At 40.7% G+C, this 20741-nt stretch carries 15 protein-coding genes and 1 pseudogene; 13 read left to right on the top strand and 3 right to left on the bottom strand.

All coding sequences use genetic code 11. The features are described from left to right. Positions 1 to 72: 72 nt before the first annotated feature. From ACMX3D_RS08325 to ACMX3D_RS08310, 4 genes are all read left to right on the top strand, one after another. On the top strand, positions 73 to 1332 hold the full coding sequence (locus ACMX3D_RS08325) for a glycosyltransferase (protein WP_482750954.1): 1260 nt from the start codon (positions 73 to 75) through the stop codon (positions 1330 to 1332). 275 nt (positions 1333 to 1607) lie between these two features. Then, positions 1608 to 2795: a TRC40/GET3/ArsA family transport-energizing ATPase gene (locus ACMX3D_RS08320; protein ID WP_482750953.1), complete on the top strand. Its 1188-nt coding sequence runs from the start codon at positions 1608 to 1610 to the stop codon at positions 2793 to 2795. A gap of 323 nt (positions 2796 to 3118) precedes the next feature. After that, positions 3119 to 6427, top strand: a complete 3309-nt coding sequence (locus ACMX3D_RS08315) for a GAF domain-containing protein (protein ID WP_482750952.1) — start codon at positions 3119 to 3121, stop codon at positions 6425 to 6427. A 57-nt stretch (positions 6428 to 6484) separates the two neighbouring features. Next, a complete protein-coding gene (locus ACMX3D_RS08310; RefSeq protein ID WP_482750951.1) occupies positions 6485 to 7090 on the top strand; it encodes a DNA-3-methyladenine glycosylase in 606 nt (201 codons plus the stop codon). Between the two features lie 155 nt (positions 7091 to 7245). On the opposite strand, the gene dnaN is transcribed toward ACMX3D_RS08310, so the two are convergent. Continuing rightward, a complete protein-coding gene (gene dnaN, locus ACMX3D_RS08305; RefSeq protein ID WP_482750950.1) occupies positions 7246 to 8400 on the bottom strand; it encodes a DNA polymerase III subunit beta in 1155 nt (384 codons plus the stop codon). Between the two features lie 395 nt (positions 8401 to 8795). On the opposite strand from dnaN, the pseudogene ACMX3D_RS08300 reads away from it, so the two are divergent. Continuing rightward, positions 8796 to 9152 (top strand): annotated as a pseudogene (locus tag ACMX3D_RS08300) (XisH family protein). 44 nt (positions 9153 to 9196) lie between these two features. After that, positions 9197 to 9532, top strand: a complete 336-nt coding sequence (locus ACMX3D_RS08295; RefSeq protein ID WP_482750949.1) for an element excision factor XisI family protein — start codon at positions 9197 to 9199, stop codon at positions 9530 to 9532. Positions 9533 to 9961: 429 nt separating this feature from the next. Here the strand turns inward: ACMX3D_RS08295 and dnaA are convergent, their stop codons facing one another. Continuing rightward, positions 9962 to 11350, bottom strand: a complete 1389-nt coding sequence (gene dnaA / locus ACMX3D_RS08290; protein WP_482750948.1) for a chromosomal replication initiator protein DnaA — start codon at positions 11348 to 11350, stop codon at positions 9962 to 9964. A 167-nt stretch (positions 11351 to 11517) separates the two neighbouring features. Between dnaA and ACMX3D_RS08285 the strand changes: the two genes are divergently transcribed. The 7 genes from ACMX3D_RS08285 to ACMX3D_RS08255 all read left to right on the top strand — a co-directional run bounded on the left by ACMX3D_RS08285 (position 11518) and on the right by ACMX3D_RS08255 (position 19304). Beyond that, positions 11518 to 12762: an HhoA/HhoB/HtrA family serine endopeptidase gene (locus ACMX3D_RS08285; RefSeq protein ID WP_482750947.1), complete on the top strand. Its 1245-nt coding sequence runs from the start codon at positions 11518 to 11520 to the stop codon at positions 12760 to 12762. Between the two features lie 171 nt (positions 12763 to 12933). Further along, a complete protein-coding gene (def, locus tag ACMX3D_RS08280) occupies positions 12934 to 13467 on the top strand; it encodes a peptide deformylase (RefSeq protein WP_482750946.1) in 534 nt (177 codons plus the stop codon). Between the two features lie 96 nt (positions 13468 to 13563). Next, positions 13564 to 14736 carry an HMA2 domain-containing protein gene (locus tag ACMX3D_RS08275; protein ID WP_482750945.1) on the top strand — a complete coding sequence of 391 codons (1173 nt, stop codon included), beginning with the start codon at positions 13564 to 13566 and terminating at the stop codon, positions 14734 to 14736. Positions 14737 to 14768: 32 nt separating this feature from the next. Further along, a complete protein-coding gene (locus tag ACMX3D_RS08270; protein WP_482750944.1) occupies positions 14769 to 15563 on the top strand; it encodes an HMA2 domain-containing protein in 795 nt (264 codons plus the stop codon). Positions 15564 to 15693: 130 nt separating this feature from the next. After that, complete coding sequence (locus ACMX3D_RS08265) at positions 15694 to 18054, top strand: heavy metal translocating P-type ATPase (RefSeq protein ID WP_482750943.1); 2361 nt, start codon at positions 15694 to 15696, stop codon at positions 18052 to 18054. A gap of 74 nt (positions 18055 to 18128) precedes the next feature. Then, on the top strand, positions 18129 to 18434 hold the full coding sequence (locus ACMX3D_RS08260; RefSeq protein WP_482750942.1) for a DUF5132 domain-containing protein: 306 nt from the start codon (positions 18129 to 18131) through the stop codon (positions 18432 to 18434). Between the two features lie 279 nt (positions 18435 to 18713). Continuing rightward, positions 18714 to 19304 carry an HMA2 domain-containing protein gene (locus tag ACMX3D_RS08255; RefSeq protein WP_482750941.1) on the top strand — a complete coding sequence of 197 codons (591 nt, stop codon included), beginning with the start codon at positions 18714 to 18716 and terminating at the stop codon, positions 19302 to 19304. 98 nt (positions 19305 to 19402) lie between these two features. Here the strand turns inward: ACMX3D_RS08255 and ACMX3D_RS08250 are convergent, their stop codons facing one another. Further along, complete coding sequence (locus ACMX3D_RS08250; RefSeq protein WP_482750940.1) at positions 19403 to 20461, bottom strand: HEAT repeat domain-containing protein; 1059 nt, start codon at positions 20459 to 20461, stop codon at positions 19403 to 19405. Positions 20462 to 20741 lie beyond the last annotated feature (280 nt).

Below are 20741 nucleotides of genomic sequence, written 5' to 3'. Positions count from 1 at the left end.
GAGTTCTGAATTCTTTAATAGGTAGCATCTCCTATGCCCAATAAATAAAAGTAAATAATTTGAAGTTTGCTTATGAGTATTAGTCTGTGCATGATTGTTAAAAATGAAGAAAATACGCTACCTAAGTGCCTGAATAGTGTTAAAGATGTTGTAGATGAAATGGTAGTGCTAGATACAGGTTCTAGCGATCGCACTCCCGAAATTGCCCAACAATTTGGCGCTAAAGTGCATCATTTTCAATGGTCTAATAACTTTAGTGCCGCTCGCAATGCAGCTTTAAAATATGTTACTGGTGATTGGGTTCTGGTCTTAGATGCAGATGAGATGCTGACACCTAGCATTGTGCCACAGATGCAGGATGCCATCCAAAGTGATGAATATATCTTAATTAACCTCATTCGCCAAGAAGTTGGTGCAGTCCAATCTCCTTATTCTTTAGTTTCTCGATTGTTTCGCAATCATCCAGAAATTCGTTTTGAACGTCCTTATCATGCTTTAGTGGATGACAGTGTAGCGGCAATTTTAAAAAAAGAACCTAGTTGGCAAGTAGGTTATTTACAAGGTGTAGCGATTCTGCATACAGGATATCAAAAAAGTGCGATCGCCGAAAATAATAAATATGCCAAAGCTCAAGCCGCAATGTTAGAGTTTCTCTCCACTCATCCGAATGATCCTTATGTTTGTAGCAAATTAGGAGCGCTGTACGTTGAAACTGGGAATATTTCTCAAGGTATTGAGTTATTGCAACGTGGTTTAAATCAAGTGACGGGAAGCATCAGTTCTCCAAACACAAACCGCCTGCGTGGACTAGACAACCAACAGACAATGCAGCCAGAAGAAAACTACGAAATTTTATATGAACTCCACTATCATTTAGGCATTGCTCATAATCATTTAAAAAATCCGCAAAAAGCCCTTGCTTATTATCAAGCTGCTATTAAATTACCAATTTATCCCATGCTCAAATTGGGAGCATATAACAATTTAGGCAACTTATTGAAAGATGCAGGCGATTTAAATAGTGCTAAAAAAGCTTACGAAACAGCTTTAAAGATTGACCCAAATTTTGCTACTGGGCATTACAACTTGGGCATGACATTAAAGGCTTTGAATTTGTTTACAGATGCGATCGCTTGTTATCAAAAAGCTATCAAATTGAATCCTTACTATGCAGAAGCATATCAAAATTTAGGTGTAGTCCAGCTAAAAGTTGGCAACCTCCAAGCTAGTATGACAGCTTTTAAAAATGCTATTCTGCTGCACGAACAGCATAATCCCGCAGAAGCCAAAAGACTACGCCAAGGTTTATACGAGATGGGATTGCTGAAGTAAAGACTCATACCAATTTTGGATTTTGGATTTTGGATTAGAAACTTGATTGGCTATTCCAGAATTATGAAATCAGACTTACTCTGCAAATTTGGGATCTGGGCAACTTGTGAGTCGGAAAATTACGCAATAATAAAAGATGAGTATCTTTTAAGCAGAGATATTGAGTCTAAAACTCTCACTTAAATATCTTGCTGAAAAATTAACCACCACCTCTTTGATCATTAATTGAGCATTTTAGAGGACTCACAAGCTAAAAACCTTATAAATTCGAGATAATGCGAGTAATTTTGATGACAGGCAAAGGCGGTGTGGGAAAAACCTCTGTTGCTGCCGCTACGGGACTTCGTTGTGCAGAACTCGGCTACCGCACACTAGTTTTGAGTACAGATCCTGCCCACTCCTTAGCAGATAGTTTTGATTTAGAACTAGAACATGCCCCCAAACAAATTCGCCCAAATTTGTGGGGGGCAGAACTGGATGCACTGCAAGAACTTGAAGGTAACTGGGGTGCTGTCAAGCGCTACATTACTCAAGTTTTACAGGCGCGAGGTTTAGAAGGAGTGCAGGCGGAAGAATTGGCGATTTTACCGGGTATGGATGAAATTTTCAGCTTGGTAAGAATGAAGCGCCACTATGACGAAGGGGATTTTGATGTTTTAATCATTGACTCAGCCCCTACTGGCACAGCTTTGCGTTTGTTGAGTTTACCAGAAGTCGGCGGTTGGTATATGCGCCGCTTTTACAAACCGTTTCAAAATATTTCAGTAGCGCTGCGTCCTCTAGTGGAACCAATTTTTAAACCAATTGCTGGTTTTTCTCTACCCGACAAAGAGGTGATGGATGCACCTTACGAGTTTTATGAACAAATAGAAGCGCTGGAAAAAGTATTAACAGACAATACTCAAACCTCTGTACGTCTTGTCACTAATCCAGAGAAAATGGTGATTAAAGAATCGCTACGCGCTCATGCTTATTTAAGCTTGTACAATGTAGCAACAGATTTAGTAGTTGCTAATCGAATTATTCCTCCAGAAGTAGAAGATCCATTCTTTCAGCGATGGAAAGAAAACCAAGAACAATATCGTCAAGAAATTCACGAAAATTTCCATCCTCTGCCTGTTAAAGAAGTGCCACTTTTCTCAGAAGAAATGTGTGGATTACCAGCCCTAGAACGACTGAAGGAAATTCTCTACAAAGATGAAGATCCTAGCCAAGTTTACTACAAAGAAACAACAGTTAGAGTAGTGCAAGAACAAAACGAATACAGTTTAGAACTGTACTTACCAGGGATTCCCAAAAATCAAATTCAACTGAGTAAAACTGGTGATGAGTTAAACATTACGATTGGCAACCATCGTCGTAACCTTGTACTGCCGCAAGCTTTAGCAGCACTGCAACCTGCTGGCGCTAAGATGGAAGAGGACTATTTAAGAATTCGCTTTGCGGATAATACCAGAGTTTAATTTTCTAGTAAATAATACTTTAGATAGAAATTAAAACTACACAGTAGAGATATAGCATTGTGCTGATCTCTACTTTTTTTATAAGCACCGAAATATCTGCTTTTTTTAAACTTTTGGCAGCAAAATCTTTATCAAGAAGACACAAATTTATATAAAACTATTTGCAAACCAAATAATGTAAAAATATGTAACAAACTTCTAGGAGTATTTACTATATGTTGACCGTAGTTTTACTGTCGACAAAGAGATTACAGAAACTTCACAATGATTTTAGTTTTATCGATGACTAGTTATTTTTCTGAAATTTATTTAATTTAAAAGCAATGTCCCCAATAGTTGATTCAAACCTGCGCACAAGACCTGAACAAGAAAGTCTCCTGCGCCGGATTACAAATCGTATTCGTCAAACATTAGAATTAGAAGAAATTATTAAAACGACAACAGCAGAAGTACGCTGTTTACTCGGAACTGACCGAGTAATGATTTATCAATTTCATGCTGATGGCACTGGTCAAGTTGTTGGTGAGTCGATTTATGAACAGCGCTTACCTTCACTATTAGGACTGAATTTTCCCGCCGATGATATTCCTACTCACGCCCGTGAACTTTTTATTAAGTCTAGGGTACGTTCGATTGTGAATGTTGAGTTGCAGCAGATTGGTCACAGTCCTGTGACGACTTTAGAAACAGGAGAACTACAACCACAAGATATCCGTTACCGCCCCATAGATCCTTGCCATGCAGAATATTTAACTGCTATGGGAGTCAAGTCTTCTGTGGTAGCGCCGATTTTTTATCAAGATCAACTTTGGGGACTGTTAGTATCTCATAATTCCCAAGTGCATTCGATTTCAGAATATGAACTAGAAGCGATGCAAATGGTTGTAGATCAATTATCGGTGGCGATCGCCCAAAGTAATCTTCTCATCCAAGCTCGTGCCAAAGCGGAACGAGAAGGTTTGATTAACCGCATTGCTACCCTACTACATTCACTTCCTACCATTGTTTTACAACCTGCATTAGAAGAAGCTGTTGCAGCTTTTAAGGGTTCTGGTGGCAGACTGTGCATCAGAAACGATGCTTTTCAGCTTTACAATGCTAACGTTAAAAGTCTCAACGAATGTTTAATTCCAGGGAGTAACTGTATTAAGGTTTACACCTGTGGACAACAGCCAGAAATTCCGCCAGAAACTATTTATCCATTAATGGAGCAATATAACGTCTGGCAGGAACATTATCAGTCCGGTGAATATGACATTTGGCCAATTACCGATATTTATCAAACTTCAAGTTTGCGAACTTTGCAATTGGCTTTTCAACCAACTAAAATTCGCAGCCTTTTGATGATTCCACTCCAGTACCGTCAGCAGTTAGTCGGGTATTTGAGTATTTTTCGAGATGAAATAGATACAGAAACTTTGTGGGCTGGTCAATTTGACCGCGATCGCAGACAATTATATCCCCGTTTATCTTTTGATGTATGGAAAGAATTAAAAAAAGCCCAACCTCAAGAATGGACAGCAGGAGAAATTGAATTAGCTAGAGAAATCGCTAAACATTTTGCCTCAGCAATTCAACAGTATGAACTTTATCAACAAGTACAAACCTTTAACCTTAATTTAGAGCATCAAGTAAAAAGGCGCACAGTTGAACTGCAACGCACCTATGAACAGCAACAAGCCGTATTTGGTGTAATTGCCAAGATTCGTGAATCTCTCAATACAGACACAATTTTTCAAATTACTACCAAAGAAGTGTGTCAATTAGTTAAAGCCGATCGCGTTTCTGTTTATCGCTTTACCAAAGATTGGGGTGGTGAATTTGTTGGAGATTTTGAGGCGGCTAGTCCAAACTGGACAAATGAAGCCAAAATTCAGGTAAATACAGTTTGGAATGATACTTACCTCCAAGACACAGAAGGAGGACGTTACCGTCATAACGAAACATTTGCGGTCGATGATATCTATAAAATGGGCTTTACCCAATGCCATGTAGACAATCTAGAACATTATCAAATTCATGCTTTTGTACTGGCTCCTATTTTTATCGGTCACAAACTCTGGGGCTTACTTTGCACTTATCAACATTCTGGCCCCCGCGAATGGAAACCTTCAGAAGTAAACTTCCTCAGCCAAATTGCGGCTCAATTAGGGATAGCACTCCAACAAGCTGAGTTACTTATGCAAACTCAACAGCAAGCCGCTGATTTACGTAAAGCTGCCGAACAAAGACAAATATTGTTTGAAGTAGTTACCAAGCTGAGAGAATCTCTAGATTTAGAGACAATTTTTACTGCAACCGCTCATGAAGTTCGCCGCACCTTAAATGCTGACCGAGTTGTAGTTTATCGCTTTGATCCTAATGCAGAACTAGATACAGGTGAAGTGGTTGCAGAGGATATGCTACCTGGGTTTATCTCTACTATCGCTTTAAAAATTCAAGATACTTGCTTTAAGCAAAAATATGTTGCCTTTCACCGCCAAGGACGAGTGCATGTAATTACAGACATTTACAACTCTGGTCTGAATTCTTGTTACTTGTACATGCTAGAGAAAATTCAGGTACGAGCTAATTTAGTTGTCCCACTAGTTAAAGGTAATGAACTTTGGGGTTTATTGTGTATTCACCAGTGCGCCCAACCGCGTGAATGGCAAGCTTCGGAAATTCAATTTGCCACTCAAGTAGCAGCTCAACTTTCTGTAGCATTAGAGCAAGCTGATTTACTCTCATATACCAAGCAGCAAGCCGAACAACTAGCTGAAGCTTTGCATGAACTACAAACAACCCAAACCCAACTCATCCAAACCGAAAAAATGTCTTCTTTGGGTCAGTTAGTAGCAGGTGTTGCCCATGAAATTAACAATCCAGTGAATTTTATCTATGGTAATTTATCCCATGTCCGGGAGTATGCTGATGATTTACTGGGGATGCTACATCTTTATCAGAAACAATATCCTAACCCCAGTTTAGAAATTTGCGATCGCGCCGAAGAAATTGATTTAGATTTTCTCTCTGAGGATTTGCCAAAAACCCTCTCTTCCATGAGCATTGGTGTTGAACGCATCCGTCAAATTGTCATGTCTTTACGGAATTTCTCTCGCCTTGATGAAGCTGAAATGAAAGTGGTAGATATTCACGAAGGCATTGATAGTACTTTACTGATTTTGCAGCATCGCTTGAAAGCAAAATCAGATAGTGATGACATTCATGTAATCAAAGAATATGGTGATTTACCATTGGTAGAGTGTTATGCCGGACAACTCAACCAAGTATTTATGAATGTGTTGAGCAATGCGATCGATGCTCTAGAATATCACCAAGAATCAACCGCAGAAACTCATCAACATCAAATTACAATTCGCACTACTATTGGTGAAATGAACAAAAATACGCCTAGCGTCGTGATTTATATCAAAGACAATGGGCAAGGAATACCAGAAGCTGTCAAAAACCGAGTCTTCGACCCATTTTTCACAACTAAACCAGTAGGCAAAGGTACAGGTTTGGGACTATCAATTAGTTACCAAATTGTGGTAGAAAAGCACGGTGGTATTTTTAAATGCGATTCTCAGCCAGGTCAAGGATCAGAATTTCGGATTGAAGTTCCCATTCGGCAAAGTATCCATACTTGAAGTGCTGAGTGCTGAGTAAGAAATACTAGTCCCTAGCCTCTAGTTCTCTTTCAAAGTATGACAGCTTACATTGATGTAAATTGGCTGAGTCGTCCCTCAACTGTACTAGCACCTGAACTTATCGGCTGTACTTTAGTACGGCAGATGTCGGATGGCAGTATTGTACGTGGACTAATTGTCGAGACAGAGGCTTATGCACCAGATGATCCGGCAATGCACGCTTATCGTGGTCGGACTACTCGCAATCAGGTGATGTTTGGTGCTGCTGGTAAGGTGTATGTGTACTTAATTTATGGGGTCTATTACTGTCTCAACGTTGTCACCGACCAAGATGGAGTAGCTAGTGCTGTGCTTCTCCGCGCCCTTGAGTTAGATCAAGTACCAATCTGGGTTGACCATAAAGAAAAACTCAAACCTCATCGCATTGCTGCTGGGCCGGGTAAACTTTGCCGCGCCTTGAAAATTGATCTGACATTGAATGCAACACCGCTACAATTTGGTCAACCGCTATGGTTAGAACATCGCCATCCTGAGTTTCAACAACAGCTAGAAAAGGGACATCTAACTTTAATTCAGACTACCCGGATTGGTTTAACCAAAGGGGTAGATTTGCCTTGGCGTTGGTATTTATTTAACAGTCGCGCTGTATCTAAAAAAGGATAAGCGATCGCCTTCAGTAAATCTGTTTTTTGTGTATTATTCATTACTCCTATTTAAGCATTTTTGAGATGGCGATCGCATAAATATTCATAATTTGTAAAAATTCTATCTTTAGATAGATGTCAACTCAAAACAGCTTTTTTATCGATTTATCACTTTTAACTGCGTAATTGCACAGGCATAGCTAAATAAGTCATCTTTAAACCACCAAGGGGTGTAAAAATCACTGGAGTAAGGTTTTGATTAATGTGCATTTGAATTTCCGAAGATGGCAAAGCTTTTAAACCTTCCATGAGATATTTCACATTAAAAGCAATTTCTATATCTTCTCCTGATATTTCCGCAGGCATTGACTCTCGGCCACTGCCCATTTCTTGAGCTTCACAAGATAATGTTAATTCTTGGGCGGCGTTATCAATGGTGAGCTTAACTATATTATTTTTTTGATCAGCTAATACCGCAATTCGTTCTAAAGTACTTAAAAATTGTTTGCGGTCAACTGTTACTTGTCGCTCAAATTGACGGGGAATAAGTTGTCGATATGCGGGATATTGCCCTTCTAAGGTGCGGCTAGTTAAGCGTTGATTTTGCCACTCAAAGACAACTTGACCTTGATCTAAATATAAAGCGATCGCATCATCCGCAGCAGCATTATGCGCCAACATCCGTTCTAGTTCTCGCAAGGCTTTGCTGGGTACTGTCACTTCTAATTGACCACTACCAGCTAAAGGACGCTCGTTGGTAGTTTCGACGACTGCGAGGCGATGTCCATCAGTCGCGCCAAATTCGAGGATGTCTTGTTTCACACTCAGATGCACGCCTGTCAGAACTTGTTTTGTTTCATCAGCACTAGTGGCAAATAATGAACCTCGCAGTCCTTCAATTAAGGCGGCTGTGGTTAAATGAATTGGTTCTGCATCTTCAATTATCGGGAGTTCGGGAAAATCTTCGGCACTCATGGCGCGTAATTGGTAATATCCGCTTTTTGGTGTGAGAGTGACAATTAAACCTTCCCCTGTAGATGCGTCTGAGGCTTCGTCATCTAAGGTGATTTCCCCTTCCGGCAGACGAGAAGTGATATCAACTAAGAGTTTAGCAGGTAGTGCGATCGCTCCTCCTTGCCAAACTTCCGCACTAAAGCTAGTCCGAATACCTAAACTCAAATCAAAGGCGGTTAAACTGACTTGGTTAGTTTCTGCATCCGCTTGTAAAAGTATATTTGCCAACACCGGATGAGTCGGTCGTGAAGGTACAGCACGGCTAACAAGGGAGAGGTTGGTACTGAGGTCGCTTTGAGAGCAAAGTAATTTCATAGTTATAGGTCAAAGAGTGCAGTATCTTTTTTTCGTCTGAAAAAATTGAAGTTAAGAGATTTAAATTTTAAAACCCACAAGAGCGAGTTTGTAAAGCTAAGTTTTCAACGATAAATTTTCTAATATCAACCACTTATGATGTAAATTACAAGCAAGTATGTTGAGATAATAGTATTGTGTTTGCAAGATGTATTGTAACCTTAGTTTTTATTGTAACAAAATATAATTGTTTTAGTTGTATATTAGAGTATGCTATTAAAGCACACAATATAAGTACAATGTGAATAGCAAGAAATCAGTAGTACCTGTAAGTATGTGTTGAAGTTATTTCCTGGTTTTTATATCATTCTAGATTTGGATCAGTATTAGAATTACGGTGATTGTACTGTAAATTTATGGCTCGTGATTTATTCCACAATATTGTAAAGTCTGCATGAGAAAAAGATGGGTGGATAATTACCGACGACCTCCTAAATATTCGGTGTGGCGGAGTGGATATTCAGATTGATTTAGGCGCACAGAGACTTATAGCTGCCCAAAAAGCCGACGAAAAAATAGCAGTTGAAATCAAAAATTTTGTTAGTGCATCAAAGATTTCAGAATTTCACATGGCATTAGGACAGTTTATTAATTATCGTACCGCCTTACGTGTAGAAGAGCCAAGCAGAACTTTATATCTAGCTGTGCCATTAGCAATTTACAACGATTTTTTTAGTTTGCCTTTTATTCAAACTGTAGTAGATGAGAATTAATTAAAGTTGATAATTTATAACGTTGATACGGAGTTAATAGAACAATGGATAAATTAAATGATTACCGAGCTAAAGTCAAGCAACTATTAACTAAATATCTCGATTACAAGCCAAGCTATGGTGATGTTGAAGTTGAGCAAATTTTTGATACTGAGCATGACCATTACCAGATTATTAGTGTAGGTTGGAATAATCAAAAACGAATTTATGGGCCAATAATGCACCTCGATATCAAGAATGAAAAAATTTGGATTCAGCAAAATACAACAGAAGTTGATATTGCTTTAGAACTGATAGAGATGGGTGTACCTAAACAAGATATTGTTATCGGTTTTCATACACCTAAAATGCGGCATTTATCAGGATTCGCTGTAGAGTAAAGTTCTCAGTATTATAGTGATTTTGTCCGTCTAGAATAAAAATTTATCAATTTAATCCAGGCGAGATAAAAAGTTCGATAAATTTGATGTGGTAATTTATACATAAAACCCACCAAAAATTTTCTTCTCTAGCCTCCACCGTCTCTTTTCCAGCCAGAAATTGTGGAAAGTGTGGAAAAGCATCTACAAGTCCTGAGAAATCATCTTTGAGCCTGTCAATATCTGTGGAAAACTTGTGGAAAACTTTTAGAGTTTTTCCACAAGGTAATTATACTTGATGAGGTTTTCCACAGAATCGTTGAGATTTTTCCACAAAAAATAATTGTTTTTCCACAGAGGAATTTAAATTTAATCATTTTTTATACTTAACTTAATAATTTGAATTCATTCCTTAACTAGATGAAAGTGTAGCCTGTGGAAAACTCAAGATTAATTTCTTGATGATTTTTGAGAACGACTAGTCATGTTAATGCGATCGCTAAGTTGTCTGAGAGTTTGAACTAAATTGCGATCGCTCTCCCTTAGTTGAGTTATCTTCTCACAACTATAAAGTACCGTCGTATGATCTTTGCCACCAAACTCTTCACCAATTCTTGGCAAACTCAAATCAGTGTGTTGGCGCATTAAATACATCCCAATTTGACGCGCCCAGCTAATTTCCCGCCGTCGTGAATTACCTTTGATGTCTTCAATAGACACATCAAAAGTCTCCGCCACAACCGCTAAAATTGCCTCTGGGGTAGCAGCTACTTTTTCAGTTGGTGTTTCTAAAACTGGGGTAATATTTTCTACTGTCATGGGCAAACCCCAAATAGAAATATAAGCCAAAGCCCTGATTAATGCGCCTTCCAATTCCCGAATATTAGAAGTGTAGTTAGTCGCTATATACTCAATTACATCCCTGGGTAAGCGGATATTTTCGTACTCAGCTTTTTTTTGCAAAATCGCCATTCTCGTTTCTAAATCAGGCGGTTGAATATCAGCAATTAACCCCATAGAAAACCGCGAAGATAATCTCTCTTGCAGTTGCGGAATTTGATTTGGTGGACGGTCAGAAGCAATTACAACTTGCTTGCCAGCTTCATGTAATGTATTAAAAGTATGGAAAAATTCTTCTTGGGTATACTCTTTACCTTCAATAAACTGAATATCATCCACTAACAGCACATCAGCAGCCCGATAATGTTCTCGAAAACTCTGCATACTATCTTTGCGGATGGCTGTAATTAAGTCATTGGTAAACTGCTCACAAGAAACGTAAAATATTTTGGAGTCTGAGCAAATTTCCCAGCGGTAATGACCAATTGCTTGCATCAGGTGAGTTTTTCCTAAACCAACACCACCACACAAAAATAAAGGATTAAACTCTCTCCCCGGATATTCTGCAACAGCTAAAGATGCGGCGTGCGCCATGCGGTTATTAGCTCCTACCACAAACCGAGAAAACACATATTTTGAGTTTAATTCCACATTAGTCTGAGTTTTTGGCGGTAGGCTTTCCGAGACAAAACTGGAATTAGGAAATTCCTCAACATTTTCTCGTTTCTCCATTGGAGAACTTTCATCACCTTGAGCAACGGTAATGTAAATTTCTACCGGATACCCCAGAATACTTTGCACTACATTAGCAATGGTATTGATGTAATACTTTTGTAACCAATTGCGTGCAAAGGGGTTGGGAGTAATAATGACTAAACAATTATTCTCGAACCGCTCCGCGTTAGCAGTTTTAATCCAAGTTTCAAAGGTTGGACGGGATAATTCTAGCTGTAGGCGCTCTAGCACCTGAGACCACAGACTGTCAAGAGAAATTTCCATCACATATCACCTTTGCTGCTAATCGCCAAAATAGAAGATATGAGCAAGCACTAATTTAGCATTCAGATGCTCTAGACCTAGGGCAAACTTTGAGTTCTAATCATTGTGGAACTACCCAGTAGGCAAGATCCTACCACCCACTGACCAACACGGAGAAGCAAAGAGACATGAAGACAACAGTGCAAACAATTGATAGCTGGGGTTGGAGCTTCAGCAAGAGAGCTAACAGTGTTAAATTAATGCTGCTAAGTGGGGTAGCAGTGGTTTCCCTGGGAGGGTGTAGCCTTCTACCGGGCAAGACCTTTGAAAATCGTACTAATCAGCCTTTAATTTCTGAACGCCAAACATCTAACCCGGAATCAGCGATCGCACTTCCACCGATTATCTCATCATCTGGAGATCCCAATTTTGTTGTGGGAGTGGTAAAAAATGTTGGCGGTGCTGTGGTGCGCATTGACTCTGCTAGAACAATTACATCTCGTGTTCCCGACCAATTTAACGATCCCTTTTTTCGGCGGTATTTTCGGGATGTACAACCTAGACAACGAGTTGAGCGGGGTAGTGGTTCAGGATTTATCATTAGTTCCTCTGGGCAAATTTTGACCAATTCTCATGTGGTTGATGGTGCTGACAAAGTGACAGTTACTCTCAAAGATGGCAGGACTTTTGATGGCCAAGTGTTGGGAGAAGACCCAGTAACAGACGTAGCTGTCATTAAAATAGATGCCAATAACTTGCCAACTATACCCTTGGGCAATTCTGAGGTTTTACAACCAGGGGAGGCGGTGATTGCCATTGGCAATCCCTTGGGTTTGAATAATACTGTGACATCGGGCATTATTAGTGCTACAGGTCGATCAAGTAGTGATATTGGTGCAAGTGACAAGCGTGTTGACTATCTACAAACCGACGCGGCCATTAACCCTGGTAATTCTGGCGGGCCATTACTGAATGCACGTGGTCAAGTAATTGGGATGAACACAGCAATTCTGCGCGGCGCTCAAGGTTTGGGATTTGCCATTCCTATCAACACAGTGCAGAGAATTGCCCAACAATTAATCACTAAAGGCCGAGTTGATCATCCTTATTTGGGTGTTCAGATGGTGACGCTCACACCAGAAATTAAAGAAAGGATAAACAATAGATTTGGCGATCGCATTACTCTGGCGACAGATAAAGGTGTGTTGTTAGTTAGTATTGTCCCTCGCTCTCCGGCGGCCGCTGCGGGACTAAGACCAGGGGATGTAATTCAACGCATGGAGAATCAATCTGTGACTAAAGTGGAAGAAGTACAAAGGCTTCTGGAAAATAGCCAAATTGGTAATCCTTTACAAATAGAAGTAGAGCGCAATGGTCAAATTACTCAAATTACCGTTCGTCCTGGAACTCTACCCGTACAACAAGAAAGCTAAGTAAAGTATGAAGTCTGAAGTGAATGTCTCAGTGTCTTAGGTTAAGAAAATTGTATGTAAATAATTAGAAAATCCTATGTTTGCAAAAGTTGACAATCGCAGATTGTCAATTTTTATTTAATTATGGATTTTTTTATTCATTATTTGTTAAATACCACAGGAGTTTTTTATATGGCTGATTTACTACCAATTGTGCAATTAGGCGATCCGATAATTCGGCAAAAAGCTGCTTGGGTTGATAACATTCATGACGAAAAAATTCAAAAATTAATTGATGATTTAATTGCCACAGTTGCTCAAGCTAATGGTGTGGGTATTGCTGCACCCCAAGTTGCCGAAAAACAGCGTTTATTTATTGTTGCCTCTCGCCCCAACCCCAGGTATCCCAACGCTCCTACAATGGAACCTACTGCCATGATCAACCCTAGGATAGTGTCACATTCAGCAGAAATTGTTAAGGGATGGGAAGGTTGTTTGTGTATCCCTGGTATTAGAGGATTAGTGCCTCGATATCAGTCTATTGAAGTTGAATATTATGATCGCTACGGTACATTACAAAAGCAAGAATTAACTGACTTTGTAGCCCGGATTTTTCAGCATGAATACGATCATCTTGATGGAATTGTATTTATAGATCGCGTCGAAAGTACTCACGATATAATCACTGAGCAAGAGTACCAAAAGCGTGTAATTAACAATACTTAATCTAAAATAAATCTTTAGAAAGAGTTTACATACGGAGTTTATAGGTTATATTTAACCTATTGTTAACCTTTGAGCCTTGGTGCAACTATCGAATAAATGACAATAACTCTCAGTAGTCGCGGGTTAAGTCCGAAAGAGGCTCTGTCTCCTGACTTAATCTCTACTCAGCGTCACAGTGATCAATTAAAAGTGAATAGACATACCAGTTTGGTAAATGCAAAGTTAGAGACGCATTTGCCTACTGGTGGGCTAGAAATTGTCCATGCAACCCACGGTCGCATTCGCATCCGCGCTACTGACGGTAGTTTGAACTCAAGACTAGAATTAGTATCCCAATATTTAAAGCAGTACCAAGGAATTAGAGAAGTTTCGGCCAACGAGCAATTGGGTAGTTTGGTCGTAAACTTCGATGAAAATCAATTGACATTACCTCAGATATTGGGAATACTAGAAAAACTGAATATTCACCCTTCCCCAACATCGCCTCAATCAATGAGCAGCAGAGATCCCTTTGCGGCATGGAAATCTCCTAATTTTTGGATGGAGCAAACTATTTCTTTCATTCCTCTAATGACTGGTTTAGCAGTAACAGGAGGATTGGGAATTAGTGGTTTAGCATCGATACCAGTTTATATGATTACCGCAGACGCAACTCGCTGGGTAATTGATTATTTAGAACCGCAAATTTCTAAGTCAGACAGCAACAAACAATCACAACCTAATGCTAAGATTGGTGAACGCCAATCTGCAAAACCAAATAACACAACTAAACAAGCGAAATTGACACAACTAGTAACTAAACCTGTTGTTGAACCAGTTAGGGAAGACGCAAAATCGTCAGCAAATATTGCCTACACTGTAGTTCATACTATTCCTGGCAGGATTAGGTTTCATGTACCCCGAATTGTCCAGGATCACGCCTATGCACGACGGCTAGAAAGGCTATTGAAAACAGATGCTCATGTAACTAACGTAAGGATGAATTACGATGCAGCATCAATTGCGATCGCCTTTCAACCAAGTCAGGTAGCAGTCAACCATTGGGTAAAACTAATGGAATTGGCTTTACAAACAAATCCGCTTACACCTGCTGTCCCAGTCGTAGAGCAACCACAGCCTCTAGAAAAAAATACTCAGCCTGTTGTATCAGCCGATACAACAAAACCATCAGCAGCAAGTAAAAATTTAAACATATCCAGCTTATGGGCTGACATGAAGCCCGCAGCTATGTCTTTTTCTTTAGCCTACATGGCGAACTTTCCGTTGTAGATCGTTCCGTCAAGGAACACAGGAGGATGAAAATGGAGGGTTCTGTATCCTCATCGGCATCGCAGCCTCCTGGGGAAAGCCCCTGGAAAATAGCAGCCAAACCAAACAATATCGCCCACAAGCAATCTGCCAAGGTAGCTTATAGTATTACTCTGGCACTTCCCGGAAAAGTCGCATTTTGCGTACCGAAAATTAATGATGATCCCCAATACTTGCAACGCCTACAAGCTTTGATCAAGGGGCAACAATGGGTGATCAATCAGCAAGTGAACCCAGAAGCGGGATCAGTCATCATTACCTACAAAACCGGGATGATGTCTGATTTTGAAATGCGCTCAAACCTAGCTAGTCTATTGCAGACTGCTGATTATGCTCAGTTAGAGGAGCAGGGGAGCAGGGGAGCAGAGGAAGAACATGTTACTCAAAACTCAGCACTCAGCAACGCCAGTTCGCTCAAGTCGGCAGAGCCGCCCACGCGACTGGCTCCTCAGCACTCAGCACTCAGCACTCAGCACTCAAAAGTAACCTATACTATCGTTCATTCCATTCCTGGACGAATTAGGTTTCACATACCGCAAATAGCCTGCGATCACAAATATGTGCAACGCTTAGAGAACTTGCTCAAAGCAGATCCAGTGGTGACAAGTGAGAGAATCAATCGAGATGCAGCCTCAGTGGTCATCACATATAAAATTGGGACACTGCGAGACTCCGAAAAGCGATCGCACAGTGCTGTCGAAGCAGCAATAACATATTTCATTAGTCTGATTCGCTCTGCCAACGAAGCAACAGCAGGTATCGCCGCCAAGCCAACCAGCAGAATTTAACCACATATCAGCAAATCTTTATTGCCGTAGCTCACCAGTCTTGAGTGATTGGGGAGAGAATTTGCTCTCGGAAATTGAGAGCCTACTGCGTCATTAATCAAGTTTTTTATCAATTTAAGCGAGACAAGGAATGACACCATTGACAGCTCAACTAGTATCACCCGCAGTTCAAAAATCTTCTAAAACTGAACTAGAAGCAAAAGAAGAAGTACCGCTGGGTGCGAAGGTTTACGAAACTGTAAGCACAGTTGTTGTAGCCAAACCAAGTTCTAAGATTGAGGCAAAGCCGAATGGCAAACTGTCTCTAGCGAAAGGCAATGGACGCTCTCATCAGCCAACCTCTAAAGTTGTCTATAGCGTTGTCCATGCAGTTCCCGGCAGAATGCGGTTGCGTATCCCCCAGTTACGTCATAATTCCGCATATGTGCAACGTCTGCAAACATTGTTGGAAGTTGATCCCCTCGTTACCAGCGTCAGAATTAAACCTGCGGCGGCATCGTTAGTTGTTACTTATAAATATAGTGCAGTCAGCGATGCCAAAATGCGATCGCGTCTGAGTTGTCTGATAATGACAGCTAATGATGCCAACGTTGTGCTGTTGGATAAGAAAAAGTCTATTGATGCCAAGCCAAAAGAAGATGCAGAAGAACTTAATTGGCCAGGATTGCAACTTTCAGCAGTAGCCACTGGGTTAGCAGTGCTAGGTGGGCCTTTGGGATTATCTGTACCACCAATTATGGTAGCGGGAACCATTGCTCTAGCAACATTACCCGTCTTCCAAAGAGCTATCGTCGGACTTGTGATGCAGCGAAAACTGACGATTGATGTGTTGGATTTGTTGGCAATTGTGATTACCACAGTCCAAGGCCAGTTTCTTACACCAGCCTTGATGCTGAGTTTAATTGAAATTGGTGAGAATATCCGCGATCGCACCGCTCGGTCTTCCAAAATGCAGACATTAGATCTGCTCAATTCTCTAGGACAATTTGTCTGGGTAGAACGTGATGGTGAGAAAGTCCAAATTTCCATCAAAGAAGTCAGAAGTGGTGATACAGTAATCGTCTATCCAGGTGAACAAGTCCCAGTAGACGGCGTAATTCTGCGAGGTAAAGCTTTACTAGATGAGCAGAAACTCACCGGGGAATCAGTACCAGTCTTGAAGACTAAAGAACAACACGTTTTCGCTTCTACACTGGTACGGGAAGGCAGTATCTATATCTTGGCAGAACGGATAGGTAACGACACCCGCGCCGGACAGAGCATCAAGCTCATGGAAGAAGCTCCTGTCCATGATACTCGGATGGAAAACTGTGCCATCAAGATTGCGGAAAAAGCTGTTCTACCTACCCTACTACTAGGTGCAGGCGTGTTTGCAGTGACTCGCAACGCCGCCAGAGCCGCCAGCGTCCTCACCCTCGACTTTGCCACAGGGATCAGAGTATCAGTACCAACAACAGTATTGGCCGCCCTCACTTACGCTGCAAAACATGGAATTCTCATCCGCAGTGGTCGCGCCTTAGAGCAATTGGCAGAAGTTGACACCATCGTATTTGATAAGACTGGTACATTGACTAAAGGTGAAGTTGCGGTTATTGGTGTTGATAGTTTCAATGCTGAAGTTTCCAGCGATAGAATTTTAGCTATTGCCGCCGCCGCTGAACAGCGTCTCACCCACCCAGTAGCCGAAGCAGTCATCCGCTATGCCGAAGCCCAGCAAATAGTTATCCCCAACCGCAGCAAGTGGAACTATAAACTTGGTCTAGGTGTGGAAGCCGAAATTGATGGCGAGTCTATCTATGTAGGTAGCGAACGCTTCTTACGTCAACAAGGCGTAAACATGGAACCTCTTAACGATAGCAACCGCGTAAATTCTGTGATTTATGTCGCCAGTAATGGGCAACTTCTCGGTAGAATAAGATATAGTGATATTCTTCGTCCAGAAACACGGGAAGTAATTAACCATTTGTTGACGGTCGAAGGTGTAGAAGTTCACATGCTCACTGGTGATAACCAGCGCACTGCCAAAGCTGTAGCAGCAGAACTCGGAATTGCCCCAGCCAATACCCACGCAGAAGCATTCCCTGAACAAAAAGCCGCAGTTGTCCGCCAACTGCACGAACAAGGCAAAACAGTTGCCTTTGTGGGAGATGGAATTAACGACTCCCCTGCATTAGCCTACGCCGATGTTTCTGTATCCTTTGCTCACGGTTCAGAAATTGCTCGTGAAACAGCAGACGTAGTGTTGATGGAAAATGACTTACATGGAATTTTAGAGGCGATCGCACTGGCACGCAACGCCAAAAAATTGATTCGTCAAAACACAAGTATTGTTGCTATTCCTAATATTGCAGCAATGGCGATCGCTGTGCTATTTGGGCTTAACCCCTTAGGTGCAACGGTAGTTAACAATGGTTCAACAATCGTTGCAGGTGTTAACGGCTTACGTCCAATTCTTAAAAATTCCCCAAAAAAAGCTCTACCATCAGCATGATGAGATGAGACTGTGGGTAGATTAAGCTAGATAGCTTTCTAACAATCTTTCAATACAACTGGAGATACCTTACTATGCCGAAAATTACTGACTTTGTTGAAGATGCTGGCGCTCCTGGAATCATAGCTGGTATAGGTGCAGTTCTACTTGCACCAGTCCTAATTCCGGTTGTGGCTGGAATTGGTAAACCCATTGCTAAGAGCATCATCAAAGGCGGAATTGTGGCTTACGAAAAAAGCAAAGGAGCCTTTGCAGAACTAGGCGAAACCTGGGAAGACATCGTAGCTGAAGCCAAAGCCGAACTCGCAGAAGACAGAGAAACCCCATTATTTGAAGCTGCTGCAAGTCCGGTTGATAGCACATCCGATAATGGTGCGTGAGCTTGCAAGCTATTTTTTGGAAAGGATGAAAGAGAAAGTTTCATACTAAAGACTTCAAACTTTCCTACTACCCAGATATGAGGCTTGTAGTTAAGACAGCAAATAAAGAGATGGGTATTTTACCCGTCTCTCTTAATTGCTCAAAATAAAATTACACCCATATCAACACACAATACCAGCAAAAATTCATCTGCATTTACCAACGGTTAAAAACAAAATTAGCAGACTGGTATGTAAAGAAACTCAAAAGTATTCAAAGTATCAATCAGGAGGATGGATGTGTATACAAATAGTCATGGTAATGTCACTATGATGCCTAAAGTTGTGGAGGCAAAAGCCTTGAACACGCCATCCCAGCCTATCTCTACAAAAATTATCAGCGATACTCCAGGAAGGCTACGCTTAAGAATTGCCCCATCTCATCGTCAAGCTGATGAAATACAACGCATCGCTAAGATGTTGGATGCCCAACCCAACATTAGTCAAGTGAAGACTAATGTACATAATGGCAGTATCCTAATTCACCACGATCGCAACGATGAAAGCTGGCAAAATGTAATAGCTACACTCAAAGACATCGGTCTGATTTTCGCAGATGTTACTACTGAAAGCCACTCCGATGCAGCCGCTACTGTTGCTAATGCTGTCTATGACTTAAATGACAGAGTTGAACAAGCAACCAATAATGTAGTTGACTTACGCTTTATGTTTCCTTTGGCACTGGGATGTTTATCTATCAGACAGTTGCTAGTCAAAGGTTTGCAACTAGAAATCATTCCTTGGTATGTCTTAGCATGGTACGCCTTTGATAGTTTTATCAAACTGCATGGAGTCAGTAAACCGCAGCCTAGTATTACCTCTGGGAAGTAATCAAAAGATAATCACACAGCTAAATACTTGTATGGGGTGTAAGTCAACAAAATCCTTACCCCCCATTTCAACTTCAACAATTAAGCTTTATTTAATGTTTATCTATTCTTACGTGCTGCTTGCAGAGCATTAATAGCTTGGCTTACACTTTCTTTTTCATTGTTATAAAAATTATTTTGTGGGTTTTGTAAAATCTTCTGAATTGCTTGTAAGTCATCTATTGCATTTAAATCAGATGTAGTGATGAAATTTGCTCTGGCTTTTTCTTGAATATTTGTGACTATTCTCAGAATAGATCTAGCCGCTTTGCTACGCACTGTCCAATCTGGGTCTTGAAGACCTTCGACTAAATAAGGCATAGTCGCATTAGCATCTGTTCCAATACTGCCAATAGTCTCCAAAGCTAGTCCTCGCACTGATGGTTCAGTGTGTTTCAGTGCTTTAGCAATGCTTGGGAGAACAGGAGTGACTTCACTACTGATTGTATTTAGGTTTTCAGCAGTAGCCAGACGAGCCTGTGGGTCGTTACTATTACTGAGATTGGAGATCAGGCGAGAAACAATGAATGAAGATTTAGTATTTAATCTAGTTAAAGCTGTAGCCGCAGTAAAACGCACCGAAAAGTCAGAATCTTGAAGCGCATCAACTAAGTAACTAGAGAACTTAGCAGATTCAATCACGGTATTCGCGCCATTAGGATCACCACTATCTTCAGCTACGATGTTGCCAATAGCTCTAGCTGCACTACTGCGTACAAACCAATTTTGGTCTTGAAGATTTTTCACTAGGTTAGGTAAAGCATCTCTAGCTATAGCCCCACCTCTTTGAGATAACACTAAGGCGGCTCCACTACGCACTCGCCAATTTGGGCTTTCTAATGCTTGTTTGAGCTTATCTAACGTTTCTCTACTGAACTCTCTATTGTTAATTCTTCCTATGGTTGTAGCACCATTAAGTTGTTCTAATAAATCTTCGTAGCTAAAACTTTGGATTAACTTATCAACTTGCTGATCATTAGGAGTTTGTGCCAAAGTTTCACAGATGGTACTACTGACAATAAAAGGTGATACAAAGCTCAACACAGTTACTGCAATTCGATGTGCTAACAACCAATTAGGAACTCTAGCCGAAAAGCTTGAGTAAATGTGTTTTGCCATAAGTTGTAATTCTATATACACAAATACTATTTTGTATCCTCAGTGCTTCATATTACCATTCAAAATCTTTATGCACAAATACATTAAGTAACGCCGTGTGCAACTTTCCCTCAAACCTAACCCCCAACCCCTTCCCTACGAGGGAAGGGGGGCAAGAATCAAAGCCTCTCTCCTCGTAGGGGAGAGGTTTGGAGAGGGGTTTAAAAATAAGTTGCACATCATATTAAGTAAAATTCTTCTAGGTCTTTCTCTACTCTCAACTTCTCGTTGTTTACGTTCT

Source organism: Anabaena sp. TISTR 8404 (assembly GCF_056847745.1).
Note: the sequence above shows the minus strand (reverse complement) of the source record. Positions and strands in the feature narration are given on the sequence as shown.